Origin of the sequence: Anaerobacillus alkaliphilus (assembly GCF_004116265.1) — a bacterium.
Classification (GTDB): Bacteria; Bacillota; Bacilli; order Bacillales; family Anaerobacillaceae; genus Anaerobacillus; species Anaerobacillus alkaliphilus.
This window is the reverse complement of the sequence record NZ_QOUX01000047.1, coordinates 652310-669268: the sequence shown is the minus strand read 5'-3', so window position 1 is coordinate 669268 and position 16959 is coordinate 652310. Positions and strand designations below refer to the sequence as shown.

The following is a 16959-nucleotide window of genomic DNA, read 5'->3' as shown; positions in this document are numbered from 1 at the left end:
CCTTGGAGTTAATCCAGTAAGACCCCTTAAAGATGATGAGGTTGATAGGTCTCGGGTGGAAGCACGGCGACGTGTGGAGCTGAGAGATACTAATCGGTCGAGGACTTATCCTAAAAATAAGAATTGATTTTCTTACTCAAGTCTTAAATGTGTGTTATCTAGTTTTCAGGGAATGACCCTGTAGGAATTATGAATTAACAATTATGAATTATGAATTGTTTAGAGCTTCACAGAGAAGCTTAAAGAACAATTGAACATTCATAATTGACAATTCAAAATTCAAAATTTTAAATAGTTTAGTGGCGATAGCGAAGAGGTCACACTCGTTCCCATGCCGAACACGATCGTTAAGCTCTTCAGCGCCGATGGTAGTTGGGGGTTTCCCCCTGTGAGAGTAGGACGTTGCTAAACTATTGAAAATGGGGCCTTAGCTCAGCTGGGAGAGCGCCTGCCTTGCACGCAGGAGGTCAGCGGTTCGATCCCGCTAGGCTCCACCAATTATTTTTTTCAAGTTAATTATATACTTCTATTATCGCGGGGTGGAGCAGTCTGGCAGCTCGTCGGGCTCATAACCCGAAGGTCATAGGTTCAAATCCTATCCCCGCAACCAATCTACATCCTGAATGTTCTTTTTTGCAGATTTGCGACGAGTAATTGCAGAGGTAAACATGCTTGCCTTGCACGCAGGAGGTCAGTCGTTTGATCTCGCTAATCTTCATCAATTTTTTAGTTAATTATATACTATTTATTATCGCGGGGTGGAGCAGTCTGGCAGCTCGTCGGGCTCATAACCCGAAGGTCATAGGTTCAAATCCTATCCCCGCAACCAATCTACATCCTGAATGTGCTTCTTCGCAGATTTGCGACAAGTAATCGCAGGAGCAAATGCCATCTAATTTTATTAACAATCTAATATGGACCCGTGGTGTAGCGGTTAACATGCCTGCCTGTCACGCAGGAGATCGCCGGTTCGATCCCGGTCGGGTCCGCCATTTATACTTATTATATATTTTGGCTCGGTAGCTCAGTCGGTAGAGCAGAGGACTGAAAATCCTCGTGTCGGCGGTTCGATTCCGTCCCGAGCCACCATAAATTTTAATTGTTGGGCTATAGCCAAGCGGTAAGGCAACGGACTTTGACTCCGTCATTCTCTGGTTCGAATCCAGATAGCCCAGCCATTTTTGTGCGGAAGTAGTTCAGTGGTAGAACACCACCTTGCCAAGGTGGGGGTCGCGAGTTCGAACCTCGTCTTCCGCTCCAACTTAAATAATATAAGCAAGTCTTTCCGTTATGCCGGGGTGGTGGAATTGGCAGACACACAGGACTTAAAATCCTGCGGTAGGTGACTATCGTGCCGGTTCAAGTCCGGCCCTCGGTACTTTAAAATTACATGCGCCCTTAGCTCAGCTGGATAGAGTGTTTGACTACGAATCAAAAGGTCGGGAGTTCGAATCTCTCAGGGCGCACTCTCGGGAAGTGGCTCAGCTTGGTAGAGCACCTGGTTTGGGACCAGGGGGTCGCAGGTTCAAATCCTGTCTTCCCGACCATCAAGCTCTTACTAGTTGCATAACTTATTATAAATATGCGGGTGTAGTTTAGTGGTAAAACCTCAGCCACGAGTGTTACATCTTGAAAAGCTACGAGTTGCCTCGACGGATATACTTCTTCGAACAATCAAGAAGAGGAAGAGGCATGACAGAAGGCGTTTAATTTTAGTATAACTCATTATAAATATGCGGGTGTAGTTTAGTGGTAAAACCTCAGCCTTCCAAGCTGATGTTGTGAGTTCGATTCTCATCACCCGCTCTCTATTATGGGCCTATAGCTCAGCTGGTTAGAGCGCACGCCTGATAAGCGTGAGGTCGGTGGTTCGAGTCCACTTAGGCCCACCATAATAGGTTTAGATGGCCCGTTGGTCAAGCGGTTAAGACACCGCCCTTTCACGGCGGTAACACGGGTTCGAATCCCGTACGGGTCACCAAAATGATGTAATACTTCGGAGGATTAGCTCAGCGACGAGCGTAGCATCACTGGAATACTACGAGTTGTTTCGACGAATCCACACCATTGATTTACTAGTAGAGGAAGAAACAGGGTCTTCTATGAATTATCTTCATCACTACTTCGGAGGATTAGCTCAGCTGGGAGAGCACCTGCCTTACAAGCAGGGGGTCGGCGGTTCGATCCCGTCATCCTCCACCAAAGTTTTTTTGCGCAACAAAGTGAAGCAAAAATAACTTCCCATAATATGCCGGCCTAGCTCAATTGGTAGAGCAACTGACTTGTAATCAGTAGGTTGGGGGTTCAAGTCCTCTGGCCGGCACCATTTGTACGAGCCATTAGCTCAGTTGGTAGAGCATCTGACTTTTAATCAGAGGGTCGAAGGTTCGAATCCTTCATGGCTCACCAAAGTTTTTTGCGAAGCAAAATAACTAAGTTTTTTGCACAGCAAAATAACAATCATTATACGCGGGTGTGGCGGAATTGGCAGACGCGCTAGACTTAGGATCTAGTGTCTTTGACGTGGGGGTTCGAGTCCCTCCACCCGCATCTTAATTGTAAAATAAACCCATAACTTATTAGTTATGGGTTTATTTTTTTTTATTTTAGTAGTTTTTTTATGTTAAAATTAGCTTGCTTCCTAATGTAAGCGTTTAAAAAGAAAGGGAACTTTTAGAATAGAGGAGGAACTTCTTTCATGATAAATCAGAAAATAGAAGAATTCTTATTAGAACAAAACAGATCAATGGAAGCGTTATATAAACCTGTATTATTAAATAATTGGTTGTCAGCAACAACTGGGAATAAAGAATGGGCAGATAAGCATGAAGAAGCGCTTAAAAGTTACTTTGCGAACTTCTCAAACTCCGACACATTCGAGACACTATTATCTTTTAGAGATAATAACGATCTTACGTCTATTCAAAGGCGCCAGATTGAAGATCTGTATAATAAAATGGTAAGAAACCAACTAGAAGACAGTGTTCGTAGTGAAACTCTTGAACTAGAAAAAGAAATTTCTCAGGTATTTAATACTTATAGACCATTGTTGTTCGGTCAAAAAGTAACAAATAACGAGTTATTAGATATTCTTCGGAATAGTGACCAAGAAGAAAGTAGAAAAGAAGCGTGGCTTGCTAGTAAACAAGTGGGTAAGAAAATAGAACGTACTCTTTTGAAATTAGTACAAAAAAGGAATAAAGATGCAAAAGCATTAGGATTTGATAACTTCTTTCAAATGAGTCTATCAACTCAAGAACTTGATATGAATACGGTCATTCAAATTTTTGACGAATTAAGGAAATTATCGGATGAGCCTTTTCGTTTAATAAAAGATGAAATAGATGAAGAGCGTGCTACTAAGTTAGGTATTGCTAAAAAAGATATTCGCCCTTGGCATTATGTTGACCCATTTTTTCAAGAAGCACCTACTGTAGGTGGTATAGACTTGGACAAGGTCTACAAAAATAAAGATCTAGAGAAGCTCGTTTCTGAAACCTTTAAATCAATGGGCCTAGATATTGGAGATATCCTCAAAAGAAGTGACTTGTACCCTAGGCAGGATAAAAATCCATTTGGTTTTTGTACAAATGTTGACCGGAAAGGCGATATAAGGGTTTTAGTTAACCTTGATGAAAGCATGTTTTGGGTAACGGCTCTCTTACACGAATTTGGACATGCTGCTTATTTTAAATACATTGATAAAGACCTACCTTTCATTTTGCGTTTTCATTCACATTCTCTGACAACAGAAGCAATTGCTTTGTTTTTTGGACGGATGAATAAAACTTTAGAATGGCAAGATCGTTTTTTAGAAATAGAAGGCAACGAGATGAAGGAAGAGTCTTTAGCAACTAAAAAAATGCTCCAACGGCAAATGTTAGTTTCAGCGAGATGGATGATCACATTCACGTTTTTTGAAAAAGCAATGTATGAAAATCCTGATCAGGATTTAAATAAACTATGGTGGAAACTTGTAAAAGAAATTCAATATGTAACACCACCTGAAAATACAAATGCTCCAGATTGGGCTTCCAAAATGCATTTTTCCTTAGCTCCAGTATCCTATCAAGACTATCTACTAGGAGAGTTAACCGCATCCCAACTTCACCATCATATCGCCCACCATATCTCTTCTGACTTATTTACTCCAAAAGTAGGGGAGTATTTAATAGAAAACTTTTTTAAGTATGGGGCCTCATTACACTGGAATGATAAAATCAAAAATGCAACTGGTGAGTATTTAAACCCAAGTTATTTTGCAAACCAGTTTTTAAAGTAGAATAGAATTGCTGTGAACGAAAAGAAAGAAAGTTCCCACTATTTGAGATCTTGGCTAGAATAAGTGTGACACATTGGTACAAACTAAAAATAAAAGCCTTGGAGGTTACCAATGGAACAGCAATCTTTGACTTACTTTGAAAAATTAGAACGATTATACGTTTTAACAGAAACTCGCAAAATGCTTAAAAGTCAACTTGAAGAAGTAAATAGCAGTAATCAGTCACCTCATCTTATTGAAGACGATCTTCATAAAATTGAACAGGAAATTAAGATTTATGCCAACGGACATGATATTGAGGAACTTGACTTTACTACTTCGTCTTTAATAAATCCAGTTTTCTATACTGATTTTGAAGAGGTGGAATAATGGCCAAAAGAAGACGAAAACTTCTTGTTCCTGAAGCTGCACAAGGAGTAACCCAGCTTAAAGGCGAGGTCATGGCGAAGAAAGGGTACGCCGTTGATCCTAACTCACCTGATGACGTTAAATTTGAGGTAGCAAGAGAATTGAATGTTCCACTAAAAAAGGGGTATAACGGTACATTAACTTCTAAAGAGGCTGGTCATGTTGGTGGTCAAATTGGTGGTAGTATGGTCAAGGAAATGATCCAAATGGCTAAAAATAATTTTAAAAACAGTAAGTAATAGAAACTTCATTAATATATAGTCTTTATAAATTTAAGAAAGCTTAGGAGCAAATCCTAAGCTTTCTTAAGTTTCGGAAAAATAAGAAGGATTTTTTATAATAGCAACGAACTATAAAGTAATAATCTAATAGAAGTTTTATAGAGTAATGAGGAGGAAATATGGAGCGGACGTTACGCGGACACCATTTATTGTGTGTTCATGGCTTTCAAGGAATGGGGTATAGCCCCGAGTTTGTTTTGAAAATGGGTTCAATTGTTGAAGATATAAGGGATGATGAGAAGGATTTTCCTATTAGAGTCGTTGCGACTTTGGATGATGCTTGCACAGCTTGTCCGCATAATGGAGGAACGATTTGTATTGCTAGTGAAGGTTCTGATAACCATGTGAAGACAATGGACCAAAAGGTGATAGACCATTTAGAACTTGAGAAAGATAAATTGTATCGTAAGAGCGAACTAATCGAATTGACTGTAAATAAGGTTCAACCTGATGATTTAGATTATTTATGTAAGGACTGTAGTTGGTTACCCTATGGTGTTTGTAAGGCTGGCATTGAAAAATTAAAAAAGAAGCAGGAGTGAGCAGATATGAAACAAAAAGATCTTGTCGCAACGTTTTCAATTGTAGGTTTTGATCCAAAAACAGAAGAGCTAGGCATTGCAGTTCAGTCTAAATTCTTAGGAGTGGGGGCAGTTGTTCCATGGGCCAAAGCAGGTGTAGGAGCAGTTGCCACACAATCTTATGCCAACACTACCTACGGTCCAAGAGGTCTAGAACTAATGGCTGCAGGAAAATCTGCACAAGAAACGATTGATATCCTAACGAGTGATGATGAAGATCGTTCACTACGCCAAGTTGGTATTGTCGATGGAAAAGGTAATGCTGCAACATTTACTGGTGAAAAATGTTTTGACTGGGCTGGAGGCATTGCTGGAAAGCATTTTGCTGCTCAGGGGAACATCTTGGTAAGTGAAGCTACAGTTAAAGCAATGGCTTCTACATTTGAAGAAACAACAGGCACTCTGGCTGAGCGACTTTTAGCAGCCTTAGATGCTGCACAAGAGGCTGGAGGAGATTTTCGGGGCAAACAGTCAGCTGCACTACTAATTGTCAAAGAAGAGGGCGGGTATGGTGGCTACAATGATCGTTCTATCGACTTACGAGTTGATGATCACCCAGACCCAATTAAAGAACTAATCCGAATTTATGAGTTACAACAATTGTATTTCAGTAAGCCAACAGAAGAAGATGTCATTGATATTGATGAAGATACATTAGTAGATATAAGTAACGCTTTACAGACGTTAGGTTACCTAAAAGAGGATGCATGTCGAGCTGATGATTTTGTTGAGGGACTCAATCAGTTTATTTTGACGGAAAATTTTGAAGAAAGACAACAGCCAAAAGGGAAAATTGATAAAAAAGTACTTCAATTTTTGTTAAATAAAAGTAAACAATAGTGTGTTAGAAGACTAAGCTTAATGGTTTAGTCTTTTATTTATGGAAGTATGGAAGTTCTAAAACAAGAATGAAAGAATGAGAATTCTGAAATAATATACTCCGATAAGAACAAGCAGATGATTGGAGGTTCGGTTTTTATTATGTTAGGATCATACATAACAATATTTTTAAAGGAGAGTTATTATGAAATTAATCTCAATTGAACCTACGCCTAGTCCAAATTCTATGAAAATTAATCTTGATACACATTTACCTAATAATCAATCTTATAATTTTAAAAAAGCTGATAAAGATCAAGCACCACACCATTTACAGGTATTACTTGAAATTGAAGGGGTAACAGGTGTGTATCAGGTAACAAATTTTATTGCCTTAGAACGACATCCTAAAATGGATTGGAAAGTAATATTGCCACAAGTCCGGGAAGCTTTTGGTGAAAAAGTTGAAGAAGTTCAAACTGAGCAAAGTGCTCCGACCGATTCATTCGGAGAATTAAAGGTTTTTGTTCATATGTTCCGTGGTATCCCAATTCAAATAAAAATTGAAGAAGGAGATGAGGAGAAACGATTTGGATTGCCGGATCGTTTTAAAGAGGCAATACTTAAAGCACAGAGTGCGGCAGAAAACCTAGTAAAAGAACGTCAGTGGAAAGAATATGGAGTTCGTTATGGTAATCCTGAAGAAGTGGCAGAAGAGGTAGTTGCAGAGCTATCTGCAGCATATGATCAGGATCGATTAAACGAGCTAGTAGAGGCCGCGTTTAAACAAGTGGAAGAGCGCCCAATTAGGAAGCAAATATCTTCAGAAGAATTAGTTGATGCGTTTAAAAGTGATGATTGGAAAGTTCGCTATGCTGCGTTAGAAAAAGTGGTGAACCCAAAAGAAAAAGATATACCAATACTGGCAACTGCGTTGAAAGACGAAAATACCTCAATCCGACGTCAGGCGGTTGTTTACTTAGGAATGATTGAAGACGAATCAGTTCTTCCGTATATATATGAAGCTCTCAAAGACCGCGCAGTAACTGTCAGACGAACAGCAGGCGATTGCTTGTCCGATATTGGGAATCCAAAAGCAATACCTGCGATGATTGATGCATTAAAAGATAAAAACAAACTCGTACGTTGGAGAGCCGCGATGTATTTATATGAAGTGGGAGATGAGAGTGCGCTACCAGCTTTAAAAGAAGCGGAAGAAGATCAAGAATTTGAAGTTAGTCTGCAAATAAAAATGGCAATTAAGCGTATTGAGAGTGGTGAAGAAGCAGCTGGATCTGTTTGGCAACAAATGACTAATGCTCGCAAAACAGAATAAAAATAGCGGCAAAAGTAGCATGGAAAGTTTCCATGCTTTTTTCTATTTATAAGATTATTCCTAGTAATAATGGCGATAATAGAAGTGTTATTCAATAAACTTTGAAGGGAGAAATTGCTATGCCTAAAGGAGCTACTGAAACGAAAACGTTGAAAGTTGGCGATCAAGCGCCAGACTTCACATTACTAGCTCACGGTGATCGTAAAGTTTCATTAAGTGATTACCGCGGTGACAAAAATGTATTTATATGCTTTTACCCCCTAGATTGGACTCCAGTTTGAGGCGCTCAAATGCCTTCATACGAGGATGATCTTCCTCGCTTTGAAGACTTTGATACCCAGGTCTTGGGTATTAGCGTAGATAGTGTCCATAGTCACAATGCGTGGGCAAAATCGATTGGTGGATTATCATATCCATTATGTGCCGATTTTTATCCACATGGTGAAGTATCTGAAACATATGGTGTACTTCGTACCAATCCAGAGGAACCAGCTTATGGTGCATCTGAACGTGCGTTAATGATCATTGATAAAGAAGGAATTATTCAATTTATTGATGTTCATCCAATTGGAGAACAACCAGACAATGAAGAATTGTTTGATATATTACGCAAGCTGTAATACAGAAGTAAGGAGGCTTGTATGGAACTCTCAAGAAAAGCGATACCATATACACCTAATGACAAACCACTTCATGAAATGACGATCATGATCGTTTCGACCTCTGGTGTTCACTTAAAGGATCAAGAACCTTATAATACAGATCCGGCCGAGGGCGATGCAACATTTCGGATTATTCCTGGAGACGTTGACCCAAAGGAGTTAACGGTAACTCACTCTGCGCCGAAAGATCATTACAATACGGACTTTCCTAAGGAGGACATTAATTGTGTCTTTCCGATTGATCGCCTTAGAGAACTAGTAGACGATGGTGATCTTGGTGGAGTAGCAGAGAAGCATTTAACTATGATGGGTTACTCGATGCGACTAAATAAGATTAATAAAGAAACGATTCCAGCTCTTGTAAAAGAAGTGGTACGTTCCAAAGCCGATGCTGTCTTGCTTACAGCTGGCTGACCACTTTGTCACCGCACTGTAGTTACAGTGCAACGTGGAATTGAAGCACAAGGAATTCCAACTTCATTAATTACACTTGATGTGGAGCAATCTAGTTTAATGAGACCACCAAGAGCGATTCATCCAATTGGCTTTAAATTTGGACATTCGCTAGGGAAACCTCATGATAAAAATACACAAATGAAGGTCTTACTGGCTGCATTAGAAGAAATAACGAAGCGGCAAGAGCCGGGCCACATTCATGAAGTAGATTTTCCAAGCTATAATCAGTAAACATAAAGACGTGACCCATGAGGTTACGTCTTTTCTTCTGTTTTCCCACTTTGAATATCATTATTATTCTATCTGCATAGAAATAGGGTTAAAAAAATGATAGGAGATAGAACTAGTGTAAACCTTTATAGAAAACAAATAGGAATACAGGGCTATATTTTTGAAGGAAGTAGTACGTTACAATAATTATCTATAAATGTTTTTAGGAAATACAATGTTGTTTTAGGAACATAAGAAACCGAAGTAACAGGGAGATTTTTAAAATTAGAAAAAATGCTAAAAAGAAAGAGGAAACGGAATGAAATTCACAGTTTCGAGAAAATTGTTTGCTGGATTTTTTAGTGTCATTATATTTTTATGTATAGTGTCAGGCATTGCATTTTATCAGATTGATAATGTCAACGATACATATTCTTACTTAATTGACAACGAAATAAGAAAGGTAGAATTGATTAGAGAGGCGGAAACTGAACTTTGGAAACAAATTTCTTCAATTCGTGCCTACATGCTGTCTGGAGATAATACAAACGTTGAAAATTTCGAAAGTTCATTAAATCTATTTGGAAACTATGTAGAACAACTTGATGAACTATTAATTCGTCCTGAGGTGATTGAGAAATTTAAAGAGTTTGAAAGAATTGCTTCTGATTATCATGTCGTAGCAAGGCAACAAATTCAGTATAAGAAAAGTAATAATGAAGTAGCAGCGATTAATATGATGACATCCGTAGTAGGTCCGATTACTGAGCAGTTGACAATAAGTACAGCGCAGGTCATAAATTTATTAGAAGCAGAGTTAGCTAATCAGAGAGAAGCAACAACGAAAAGCTCACAGCAAACTCAAATGAATATATTACTCTTTAGCGTTTTAGCGATTATTTTATCAATTATAGTAACGATTGTCATTAGCCGGATGATTTCAAAACCTGTAAGTTTAGCAGCTACTGCTGTAGAACGAATAGCTAGTGGAGATTTAACAATTGATGAAATAAAAGTTAAGAATAAAGATGAAATTGGTTCTCTTATTGGTTCAATTAATCAAATGGCGATTGAGCTTAAAAGTTTAATTGGACAAGTTCATGACTCCTCACATCAAGTTTCAAGTAGTAGTGAACAACTAGCAGCTAGTGCTGAACAGAGTACATTAGCAGCAGAACAGGTTGCTAGCGTTACTCAAAAAGGAACTGAAGGAACTGAACAACAGTTACAACAATTTACACAAGTAACGACATCAATTGGTGAAATGACAACGGGTATTCATCAAATAGCTGGTAGTAGTGAAGAAATGCTTCAAGAAACGGACAAAACGACAACGTTAACCCAAAAAGGAAGTGCATCTATTCAAAATGTTGTAGGGCAGATGAACGAAATTCATCGTTCGGTAGAGAATGCCGCAACGCATATAGACTCACTAGAAAAACGTTCGAGCGAGATTACAAGTATCGTAGAAATAATCACGAGTATTGCTGACCAAACTAATTTATTGGCTTTAAATGCAGCGATTGAGGCGGCTCGAGCTGGTGATCAGGGAAAAGGATTTGCCGTCGTTGCAGATGAAGTGCGAAAGTTAGCGGAACAGTCGAAACGGTCAGCAGATCAGATTACAGAAATGATAGGAACGATTCAAGTAGAAACGAAACAAGCGGTAGAAGCAATGAAAACCGGTAGCATTCAAGTAACAGAAGGCCTAGAGGATACAAGAGAAGCAAATGAAGCTTTTGCAGAAATTTCTACTTCTATTATTACTGTAAACGATATGGTCAAGGAAGTCTCTGCATCTGTTCAGGAAATGGCTGCCCTAAGTGAACAAATCTCTAGTTCAATTGAACTTGTTCAAGATATTTCTGAAAAGAGTGTTGTAGCCAGCCAAGAAAGCTCCGCAGCGACAGAAGAACAACTAGCTACTATGGAAGAAGTTGCTGCTTCTGCATCAACGCTTTCGAAATTAGCTGAAGACTTACAAACTGTTGTTTCAAAGTTTAAACTTAAATAAATTCTCAAAACAACACAACAAGTTGCGGGATTTTCTGAGATGGTATTATTTGTATCATTGAACAAAAAATCACGTGGTGTTTTTTGTTGAAAATTTGATTTTTTTGTCTAAAAAACTAGACAAGCATGTCAATATCAATATAAGATTGTACAACTTATCTCTCTATTAAAATGTGAGGTTGATGAGTCAATTGTTGACTAGTAAAAAGTAGCGTGAGCAACGAGAGGGGTAAAACTATGAAACTAAAGCTAGGGACGAAAATAAATCTAATTGTATTAGCAATTATACTTTTTATGTCAGTTAGTATTGCTTTTGTGACTGTAACAGAGGTACCAAAGGGAATTAAAGACTTGGCCACTGAAAAAGCAAAGGGAGATCTAAATTTAGCCTATCGATATATTGATTATAAATACCCTGGTGATTGGAACGTAGTAGATGACAAGTTATATAAGGGTCAAACTCTTATGAATGAAAACTTTGAAATTGTTGATGCGATCGCTGCGGACACGGGAGACACGGTAACCATTTTCCTGGGTGATACACGTATAGCTACGAACGTTATTCTAAACGGCGAGCGAGCCATAGGTACACAACTATCAGCTCAGGTTGCAAATGTCGTCTTAAACGAGGGTAGAAACTACTACGGTGAAGCGGAAGTAGCTGGACATCGTTATCAGACTGCTTACATGCCATTGTTAAATGTAAATGGCGAAACTGTTGGGATATTCTATGTAGGTGCTTCTGAAGAAGTGATCTCGAAAATTATGTCTTCAATTACCGTAACTTTTTCTATAACAATCATCATCATCACTATTATAGGTGTTTTAATTGTCGTTTGGTTTACCAACCGCTTAAAGAAACGTTTACGAAAACTTTCAGAAGCATTAGAGAAAGCCGGTGACGGGGATTTCACAACTGAAGTTGTAGATACAGCAGGTGATGAGTTAAGTTACTTATCAGCGAGTTATAACCGTATGAGAGAAAATCTTGGAGCAATGATCCAGAAGGTTAAAGAAACTTCTGTGCTTGTAGCCGTTTCTGCAGAGCAGTTAAATTCAGGAGCAGAGCAAACAAGTAGAGCTACTGAACAGATTACTGAAGCTATGCAACAAGTGGCAGATGGGACAGATCAACAATCAGCTAATGTTGAAGAAAGTGGTAGAGCATTAGAAGAAGTCTCACAAGGTATTAATAATATAGCTGAAAATTCTTCAGAAATCGCTGAGAATAGTACAAAAACAAGTGAACGAGCGAAACAAGGTGATGTTTACGTCAAGCAAACTGTGCAACAAATTAATGATATAAACGTTTCAGTAACTGAAAGTAGTGAAGTTATCAAACTTTTAGAAAAACGTTCTCAGCAGATTGGTGACATTTCGAAAGTGATTACAGATATCGCTAATCAAACAAATCTTCTTGCCCTTAATGCGGCAATTGAAGCTGCTAGAGCTGGGGAGCATGGAAAAGGTTTTGCGGTTGTAGCTGATGAAGTTCGAAAATTAGCAGAGCAATCCCAAACTTCTTCTACACAAATTTCAGAGTTAATTAATGAAATTCAAAAAGATATGGTTCACTCAAATGCATCAATGGAACAAGTGAAGCGCGAAGTAAAAGATGGTTTAGATATCGTTGGAAAAACAGAAGGTAGCTTTAAATTAATTTTACAATCGATGGAAGAAATGGGAGAACGGGTATATAGCATGGCAGCTACGGCAGAACAAATTTCTGCTAGTGCCGAGGAAGTTTCTTCGAGGGTTTCTACCATCACATCAGTAACTAGAGGTACTGCTGCTCACACTCAAATCGTTGCAGCTAGTGCCGAGGAACAGTTGGCATCTATGCAGGAAGTAACTGCTTCAGCTCAAGCCCTTTCAAAAATGGCACATGAATTACAAGCAATTATTGGGAAATTTAAATTGTAAGAAATAATTCTCAGACGAAAAACTCTTTGGACGTGACAATTTCGTTACGTCCTTATGTGTTTAAAACCAGTTTTCTTTTAATAATAATAATCTGGTATACTATTACTATTAGACTAGTAAGTAGATCTTATTATTAGAAGATGTAGTTCGTCTCCAATTATGAAGAACCACTAAGGTACCGTCTAGCGAAAGGATGATTGTTAATGAATACCAACTATGTTTTATTTACGATCGGTAGTAGCACTTATGGGATAGATATTAAAAATATTGTTTCTATTGAGAAGGTTTCAGAAACGACCCCAACTCCACAAATGCCTGATTATATGGTAGGTCTTGTGAATGTCCGTGGTCAAATCGTGCCAATCATTGATTGTACAAGACTTCTCTATAATGAGGGTAGTAAAGTAGATCAGAATTCTAGATATATTTTGTTAGAAACAGAACAGGCAACATTGGCTTTGTTAGTAGAAAGCACAAATGAGATTATTACATTTGACTCGGAGTTAATTAAACCTGTTAATCTATACGGGACAAGCAGTTCACAAAATTATTTAGAAGGCGTTGCCTTACTTGAAGATCGAATTATTTCGATTATTGATATTGAGAAAATTTTAGCCAACGTGGACACAAGCAGTTTACAAGAAACAAATTAGAAAGATGAAGAAAATTCCTGTTGCATTAGACAGGAATTTTTTCGTATGGTAAAGGTATAGAAAAAATGTCATAAATCTGCCACAAGTTTCGAAAACCCTATGGACATATGGTTTTTTGAATTGCATAATAGAAGTAGCGTAGTATATAGGAAGTGAGGTAACTAAATGGAAACGAGAAATTCTCTTAATAGTTTTGCCACGGATATTAAGTATGCTTTAGATGCAACGACGATTATTGGGATTACAGACCAACATGGCAAAATTATTTATGTGAATGATAAATTTTGTACCATTTCTAAATATGAGCGTGAAGAATTGTTAGGTCAGGATCATAGAATACTTAATTCTGGATACCATCCAAAACAATTTTTTGTTGATATGTATAGAACGATACGATCAGGAGTGGTTTGGACCGGTGAAATAAGGAACAAAGCGAAAGATGGGTCGTATTATTGGGTTCATACGACGATTGTTCCGTTCTTAGATGATCAAGGAAAACCATACCAATATATTTCTATTCGAATAGATATCACTGACCGTAAGGCAACAGAAGAAAATCTTAAAAACACGTTAAAAGCACTAGCTAGTTCTAATAAAGAACTGGCTGACATAAAACATGCATTAGATGCATCTTCCATCTTAGCTATTACAGATGAAAAAGGAATTATTACGTACGTTAACGATACATTTTGTGAAATTTCTAAATACAATCGTGATGAACTGATCGGTCAAGATCACCGACTTTTAAATTCAAGTCACCATCCAAAAACTTTCTTTAAAGAAATGTGGAAAAAAATTGGAGCTGGCCAAATTTGGAAAGGTGAAATTAAAAACCTTACAAAAGAAGGTAAAGAGTATTGGGTAGACACTACGATTGTTCCTTTTTTAAATGAAAAAGGAAAGCCATACCAATATGTTGCTATTCGTAAAGACATTACAGACAGGAAGAAAGTCGAAGAGATGATCTTACGTTCAGAAAAGCTTGCACTTATTGGAGAGTTAGCTGCTGGGGTTGCCCATGAAATCCGTAACCCACTAACATCATTAAGAGGATATACGGAATTTTTAAAGGATGAAACTTCAGAGGAAGAAAAGCAACAGTATTTTGATATCCTTTTAGATGAGATAGAGCGTATTGATTTTATTGTTAGCGAGTTTATGCTTTTAGCGAAACCGAAAGTATTAAAATTTAATAGTAAAAATATAAACGCCGTTCTTACTCAAACAATTACGTTCTTAAAAACAGAGGCCAAATTTAAAAAAGTAAGTATTCATACTGATCTCGAACTAGATGAACTAATCGTTCAATGTGATGAAAACCAATTAAAGCAGGTATTCTTAAACCTAATTAAAAACGCCATAGAAGCAATGCCAAATGGCGGTGAACTAACAATTCGTTCAAAACGAAAAGATAATTATGTTGTAATTGAATTTCAAGATCAAGGAGTCGGAATTCCAAAAGAAAAGCTAGAAAAACTAGGCGAACCGTTCTTCTCTACAAAAGAATCAGGGAACGGTTTGGGCTTAATGGTTTGTTTTAAGATTGTTGCTGATCATAAAGGGACTGTAAAAGTAGAGAGTGAAGTAAATGTTGGGACGAAGTTCATCATTGAGCTTCCGCTTTCTAAGTCATAGTCATCAAAACCCCCTGAAGAAAAAATCTTCAGGGGGTTTTGCTATGACCCGGTAATTAATTTTCTTTTTAGTTTTCTAAGAATCCGATACATATACTTCTTAGCATCATTATAGGATTTCACGGGCTCATACATTTGTTCAAAGGTTTCTGAGTTACAGGGATATTGAGCGCCATCGGCCTGGGTAATGAGGTAGTCTCCTGTTTTACCAGTCATTTTCCCTTCAGCAGTATCTATGGTAATAGGGCTTGTAATTTTGACTGCTTCAACAACAAGCGGTTTTCTTCGAAATTTTGGCAAATAAATCACCTCCTATTGAGACGGAATAACTCTCCTAGGACAGATTATTCAATTTTTTAGAAAATCGTGACAACTTAACTAAAGAATAAGAAATATTCTTAAAGGAATAATGTAATTGATAAACATAATTGAGGTGTGAAAATGGACAAAAAAACACAAACTGAGAAAAACGAAGAGATTAAAAAGGATCCACATAATATTGAAATCAGTGAAACTGGGTATGGGTACGTACCGATGGATTCAGAGGTTGAAAATATAAAGATTGATGAATTAGAGAAGTAATGAAGAAAAGAGGGTGTCCCAAAAGCCATAGCTTATGGACACTCTTTTTTGAGCATTAAAAGAATAAGAATTCGTCCTTTTTTGGTATAGGTATAGTTAAGTCACCACAACAAAACAACCGATAGGGACGATCTCTTATGGGTTTAATTTTAGCGCTTCTGGACAACTAGTTCTACCTATGGATATAACAAATATTTTATGTGGCACTCAGGTAATCAAAACCCGATTTTCGAACAATCAACCGATTCCAAATCTGAGATATGTGGTGGGTTCCACTATGAGCCCTAACGGGTGTGAGAGAGAGAAGAAAGGTACCATAGAAGTGTTCTATGAGCCCTACTGGTTGAGAGGACACGAAGAAAGGTACCATAGAAGTGTTCTATGAGCCCTACTGGTTGAGAGGACGCGAAGAAAGGTACCATAGAAGTGTTCTGTGAGCCCTGACGGTTAGGAGAACGCGAAAAAAGGTTCCATAGAGGTGTTCTATGAGCCCTAACGGTTGGGGGAACGCGAAGAAAGGTACCATAGAAGTGTTCTATGAGCCCTAATGGTTGGGAGGACGAGAAGAAAGGTTCTAATGGAATTAAGAAGTATAGACAGCGGAAAATTGTAGTAGTACCTGTTTTGGGACTAATCAAGCCTAATTGAAAGTTTCATTGATTTCTTTAAGAGGCCTTTCAAAAATATGTGTGCTGGCCATAATTACTAAAATGAAATAGAAGTCTAGAAATTAAAAAATTTATTAATAAACAAGAAGAGGCTGACCTAAAAGTCATTTTTCAATGACCTTTTGAGCCAGCCTCTTCTCTCATCATATTTATCATCCAAAGGGATGGTAGGTTAACTTGCTTTATAACGATTTTCCCATTTAATACGCCATTTATTTCGTCTTTCGATTCGATTTCCTTTATAAAGGTGCTTGTACTTCTTCCAATGTGTTTTCCAATCATTTCTACGTTCAGTTCTCATTTTGCAAAACTCCTTTGTGTCTATTCTAGTGTCTCTATATAAATTCTTTTACAACCTTGTCGAAACCTTTGACTATCTTTGTCTTATTCAGACTAATAATGTTGTCGAATTTAGTGGTATATCATTTGATTTTTTAGTGAAACAAATAGT

The 16959-nt window shown here is 37.8% G+C and carries 16 protein-coding genes, 17 tRNA genes and 2 rRNA genes; 33 read left to right on the top strand and 2 right to left on the bottom strand.

The annotated features are described in order from the left end of the window. The 32 genes from DS745_RS23775 to DS745_RS23620 all read left to right on the top strand — a co-directional run. Nucleotides 1–113 (top strand): 23S ribosomal RNA (locus DS745_RS23775); the annotation flags it as partial. 182 nt (nucleotides 114–295) lie between these two features. Next, nucleotides 296–411: ribosomal RNA gene (rrf, locus tag DS745_RS23770) — 5S ribosomal RNA — on the top strand. A 10-nt stretch (nucleotides 412–421) separates the two neighbouring features. Further along, nucleotides 422–497: transfer RNA gene (locus DS745_RS23765), tRNA-Ala, on the top strand. 36 nt (nucleotides 498–533) lie between these two features. Further along, nucleotides 534–610 (top strand) — tRNA-Met (locus DS745_RS23760). A gap of 142 nt (nucleotides 611–752) precedes the next feature. Next, nucleotides 753–829: transfer RNA gene (locus DS745_RS23755), tRNA-Met, on the top strand. An 87-nt stretch (nucleotides 830–916) separates the two neighbouring features. Further along, nucleotides 917–992, top strand: a tRNA-Asp gene (locus DS745_RS23750). Nucleotides 993–1013: 21 nt separating this feature from the next. Then, nucleotides 1014–1089, top strand: a tRNA-Phe gene (locus tag DS745_RS23745). 14 nt (nucleotides 1090–1103) lie between these two features. Next, nucleotides 1104–1178 (top strand) — tRNA-Gln (locus DS745_RS23740). Between the two features lie 7 nt (nucleotides 1179–1185). Then, a tRNA-Gly gene (locus DS745_RS23735) sits at nucleotides 1186–1260 on the top strand. A gap of 32 nt (nucleotides 1261–1292) precedes the next feature. Next, nucleotides 1293–1378: transfer RNA gene (locus DS745_RS23730), tRNA-Leu, on the top strand. A 14-nt stretch (nucleotides 1379–1392) separates the two neighbouring features. Next, nucleotides 1393–1466, top strand: a tRNA-Arg gene (locus DS745_RS23725). 4 nt (nucleotides 1467–1470) lie between these two features. Then, nucleotides 1471–1547: transfer RNA gene (locus tag DS745_RS23720), tRNA-Pro, on the top strand. A 188-nt stretch (nucleotides 1548–1735) separates the two neighbouring features. Next, nucleotides 1736–1806 (top strand) — tRNA-Gly (locus DS745_RS23715). Nucleotides 1807–1815: 9 nt separating this feature from the next. Beyond that, nucleotides 1816–1892: transfer RNA gene (locus DS745_RS23710), tRNA-Ile, on the top strand. A gap of 14 nt (nucleotides 1893–1906) precedes the next feature. After that, a tRNA-Glu gene (locus tag DS745_RS23705) sits at nucleotides 1907–1981 on the top strand. A 145-nt stretch (nucleotides 1982–2126) separates the two neighbouring features. Next, nucleotides 2127–2202 (top strand) — tRNA-Val (locus DS745_RS23700). Nucleotides 2203–2250: 48 nt separating this feature from the next. After that, a tRNA-Thr gene (locus DS745_RS23695) sits at nucleotides 2251–2326 on the top strand. 7 nt (nucleotides 2327–2333) lie between these two features. Continuing rightward, a tRNA-Lys gene (locus DS745_RS23690) sits at nucleotides 2334–2409 on the top strand. Nucleotides 2410–2469: 60 nt separating this feature from the next. Further along, nucleotides 2470–2550: transfer RNA gene (locus DS745_RS23685), tRNA-Leu, on the top strand. 148 nt (nucleotides 2551–2698) lie between these two features. Then, entirely contained in the window at nucleotides 2699–4282 is a 1584-nt protein-coding gene (locus DS745_RS23680) for a M2 family metallopeptidase (protein ID WP_129080694.1), read from the top strand. Nucleotides 4283–4393: 111 nt separating this feature from the next. Continuing rightward, on the top strand, nucleotides 4394–4651 hold the full coding sequence (locus tag DS745_RS23675) for a hypothetical protein (RefSeq protein ID WP_129080693.1): 258 nt from the start codon (nucleotides 4394–4396) through the stop codon (nucleotides 4649–4651). Further along, complete coding sequence (locus DS745_RS23670; RefSeq protein ID WP_129080692.1) at nucleotides 4651–4929, top strand: alpha/beta-type small acid-soluble spore protein; 279 nt, start codon at nucleotides 4651–4653, stop codon at nucleotides 4927–4929. Before DS745_RS23675 ends, DS745_RS23670 begins: the two co-directional genes overlap by 1 nt. A gap of 161 nt (nucleotides 4930–5090) precedes the next feature. Beyond that, nucleotides 5091–5513, top strand: coding sequence for a DUF1284 domain-containing protein (locus DS745_RS23665; RefSeq protein WP_129080691.1), 423 nt, complete (start codon nucleotides 5091–5093; stop codon nucleotides 5511–5513). A gap of 6 nt (nucleotides 5514–5519) precedes the next feature. Next, nucleotides 5520–6392 carry a DUF1028 domain-containing protein gene (locus DS745_RS23660; protein ID WP_129080690.1) on the top strand — a complete coding sequence of 291 codons (873 nt, stop codon included), beginning with the start codon at nucleotides 5520–5522 and terminating at the stop codon, nucleotides 6390–6392. Between the two features lie 184 nt (nucleotides 6393–6576). Continuing rightward, nucleotides 6577–7707 carry a conserved virulence factor C family protein gene (locus tag DS745_RS23655; RefSeq protein ID WP_129080689.1) on the top strand — a complete coding sequence of 377 codons (1131 nt, stop codon included), beginning with the start codon at nucleotides 6577–6579 and terminating at the stop codon, nucleotides 7705–7707. A gap of 119 nt (nucleotides 7708–7826) precedes the next feature. Continuing rightward, entirely contained in the window at nucleotides 7827–8327 is a 501-nt protein-coding gene (locus DS745_RS23650; RefSeq protein WP_129080688.1) for a redoxin domain-containing protein, read from the top strand. A 21-nt stretch (nucleotides 8328–8348) separates the two neighbouring features. After that, on the top strand, nucleotides 8349–8783 hold the full coding sequence (locus DS745_RS23645; RefSeq protein ID WP_129080687.1) for a glycine/sarcosine/betaine reductase selenoprotein B family protein: 435 nt from the start codon (nucleotides 8349–8351) through the stop codon (nucleotides 8781–8783). 27 nt (nucleotides 8784–8810) lie between these two features. Next, nucleotides 8811–9056: a hypothetical protein gene (locus DS745_RS23640; RefSeq protein ID WP_129080686.1), complete on the top strand. Its 246-nt coding sequence runs from the start codon at nucleotides 8811–8813 to the stop codon at nucleotides 9054–9056. A gap of 298 nt (nucleotides 9057–9354) precedes the next feature. Then, on the top strand, nucleotides 9355–11049 hold the full coding sequence (locus tag DS745_RS23635; RefSeq protein ID WP_129080685.1) for a methyl-accepting chemotaxis protein: 1695 nt from the start codon (nucleotides 9355–9357) through the stop codon (nucleotides 11047–11049). Between the two features lie 236 nt (nucleotides 11050–11285). Next, entirely contained in the window at nucleotides 11286–12971 is a 1686-nt protein-coding gene (locus tag DS745_RS23630; RefSeq protein ID WP_129080684.1) for a methyl-accepting chemotaxis protein, read from the top strand. A gap of 203 nt (nucleotides 12972–13174) precedes the next feature. Then, the gene (locus DS745_RS23625) at nucleotides 13175–13624 is read left to right on the top strand and encodes a chemotaxis protein CheW (RefSeq protein ID WP_129080683.1); all 450 of its coding nucleotides are present in this window, start codon (nucleotides 13175–13177) and stop codon (nucleotides 13622–13624) included. A 165-nt stretch (nucleotides 13625–13789) separates the two neighbouring features. Next, complete coding sequence (locus DS745_RS23620; RefSeq protein ID WP_129080682.1) at nucleotides 13790–15259, top strand: PAS domain-containing sensor histidine kinase; 1470 nt, start codon at nucleotides 13790–13792, stop codon at nucleotides 15257–15259. 41 nt (nucleotides 15260–15300) lie between these two features. Here the strand turns inward: DS745_RS23620 and DS745_RS23615 are convergent, their stop codons facing one another. Further along, nucleotides 15301–15558, bottom strand: coding sequence for a hypothetical protein (locus DS745_RS23615; protein ID WP_196121307.1), 258 nt, complete (start codon nucleotides 15556–15558; stop codon nucleotides 15301–15303). Nucleotides 15559–15699: 141 nt separating this feature from the next. On the opposite strand from DS745_RS23615, the gene DS745_RS24795 reads away from it, so the two are divergent. Then, nucleotides 15700–15840, top strand: coding sequence for a hypothetical protein (locus DS745_RS24795; RefSeq protein ID WP_161568375.1), 141 nt, complete (start codon nucleotides 15700–15702; stop codon nucleotides 15838–15840). Nucleotides 15841–16680: 840 nt separating this feature from the next. On the opposite strand, the gene DS745_RS25435 is transcribed toward DS745_RS24795, so the two are convergent. Continuing rightward, entirely contained in the window at nucleotides 16681–16809 is a 129-nt protein-coding gene (locus tag DS745_RS25435) for a hypothetical protein (protein WP_277750950.1), read from the bottom strand. Nucleotides 16810–16959 lie beyond the last annotated feature (150 nt).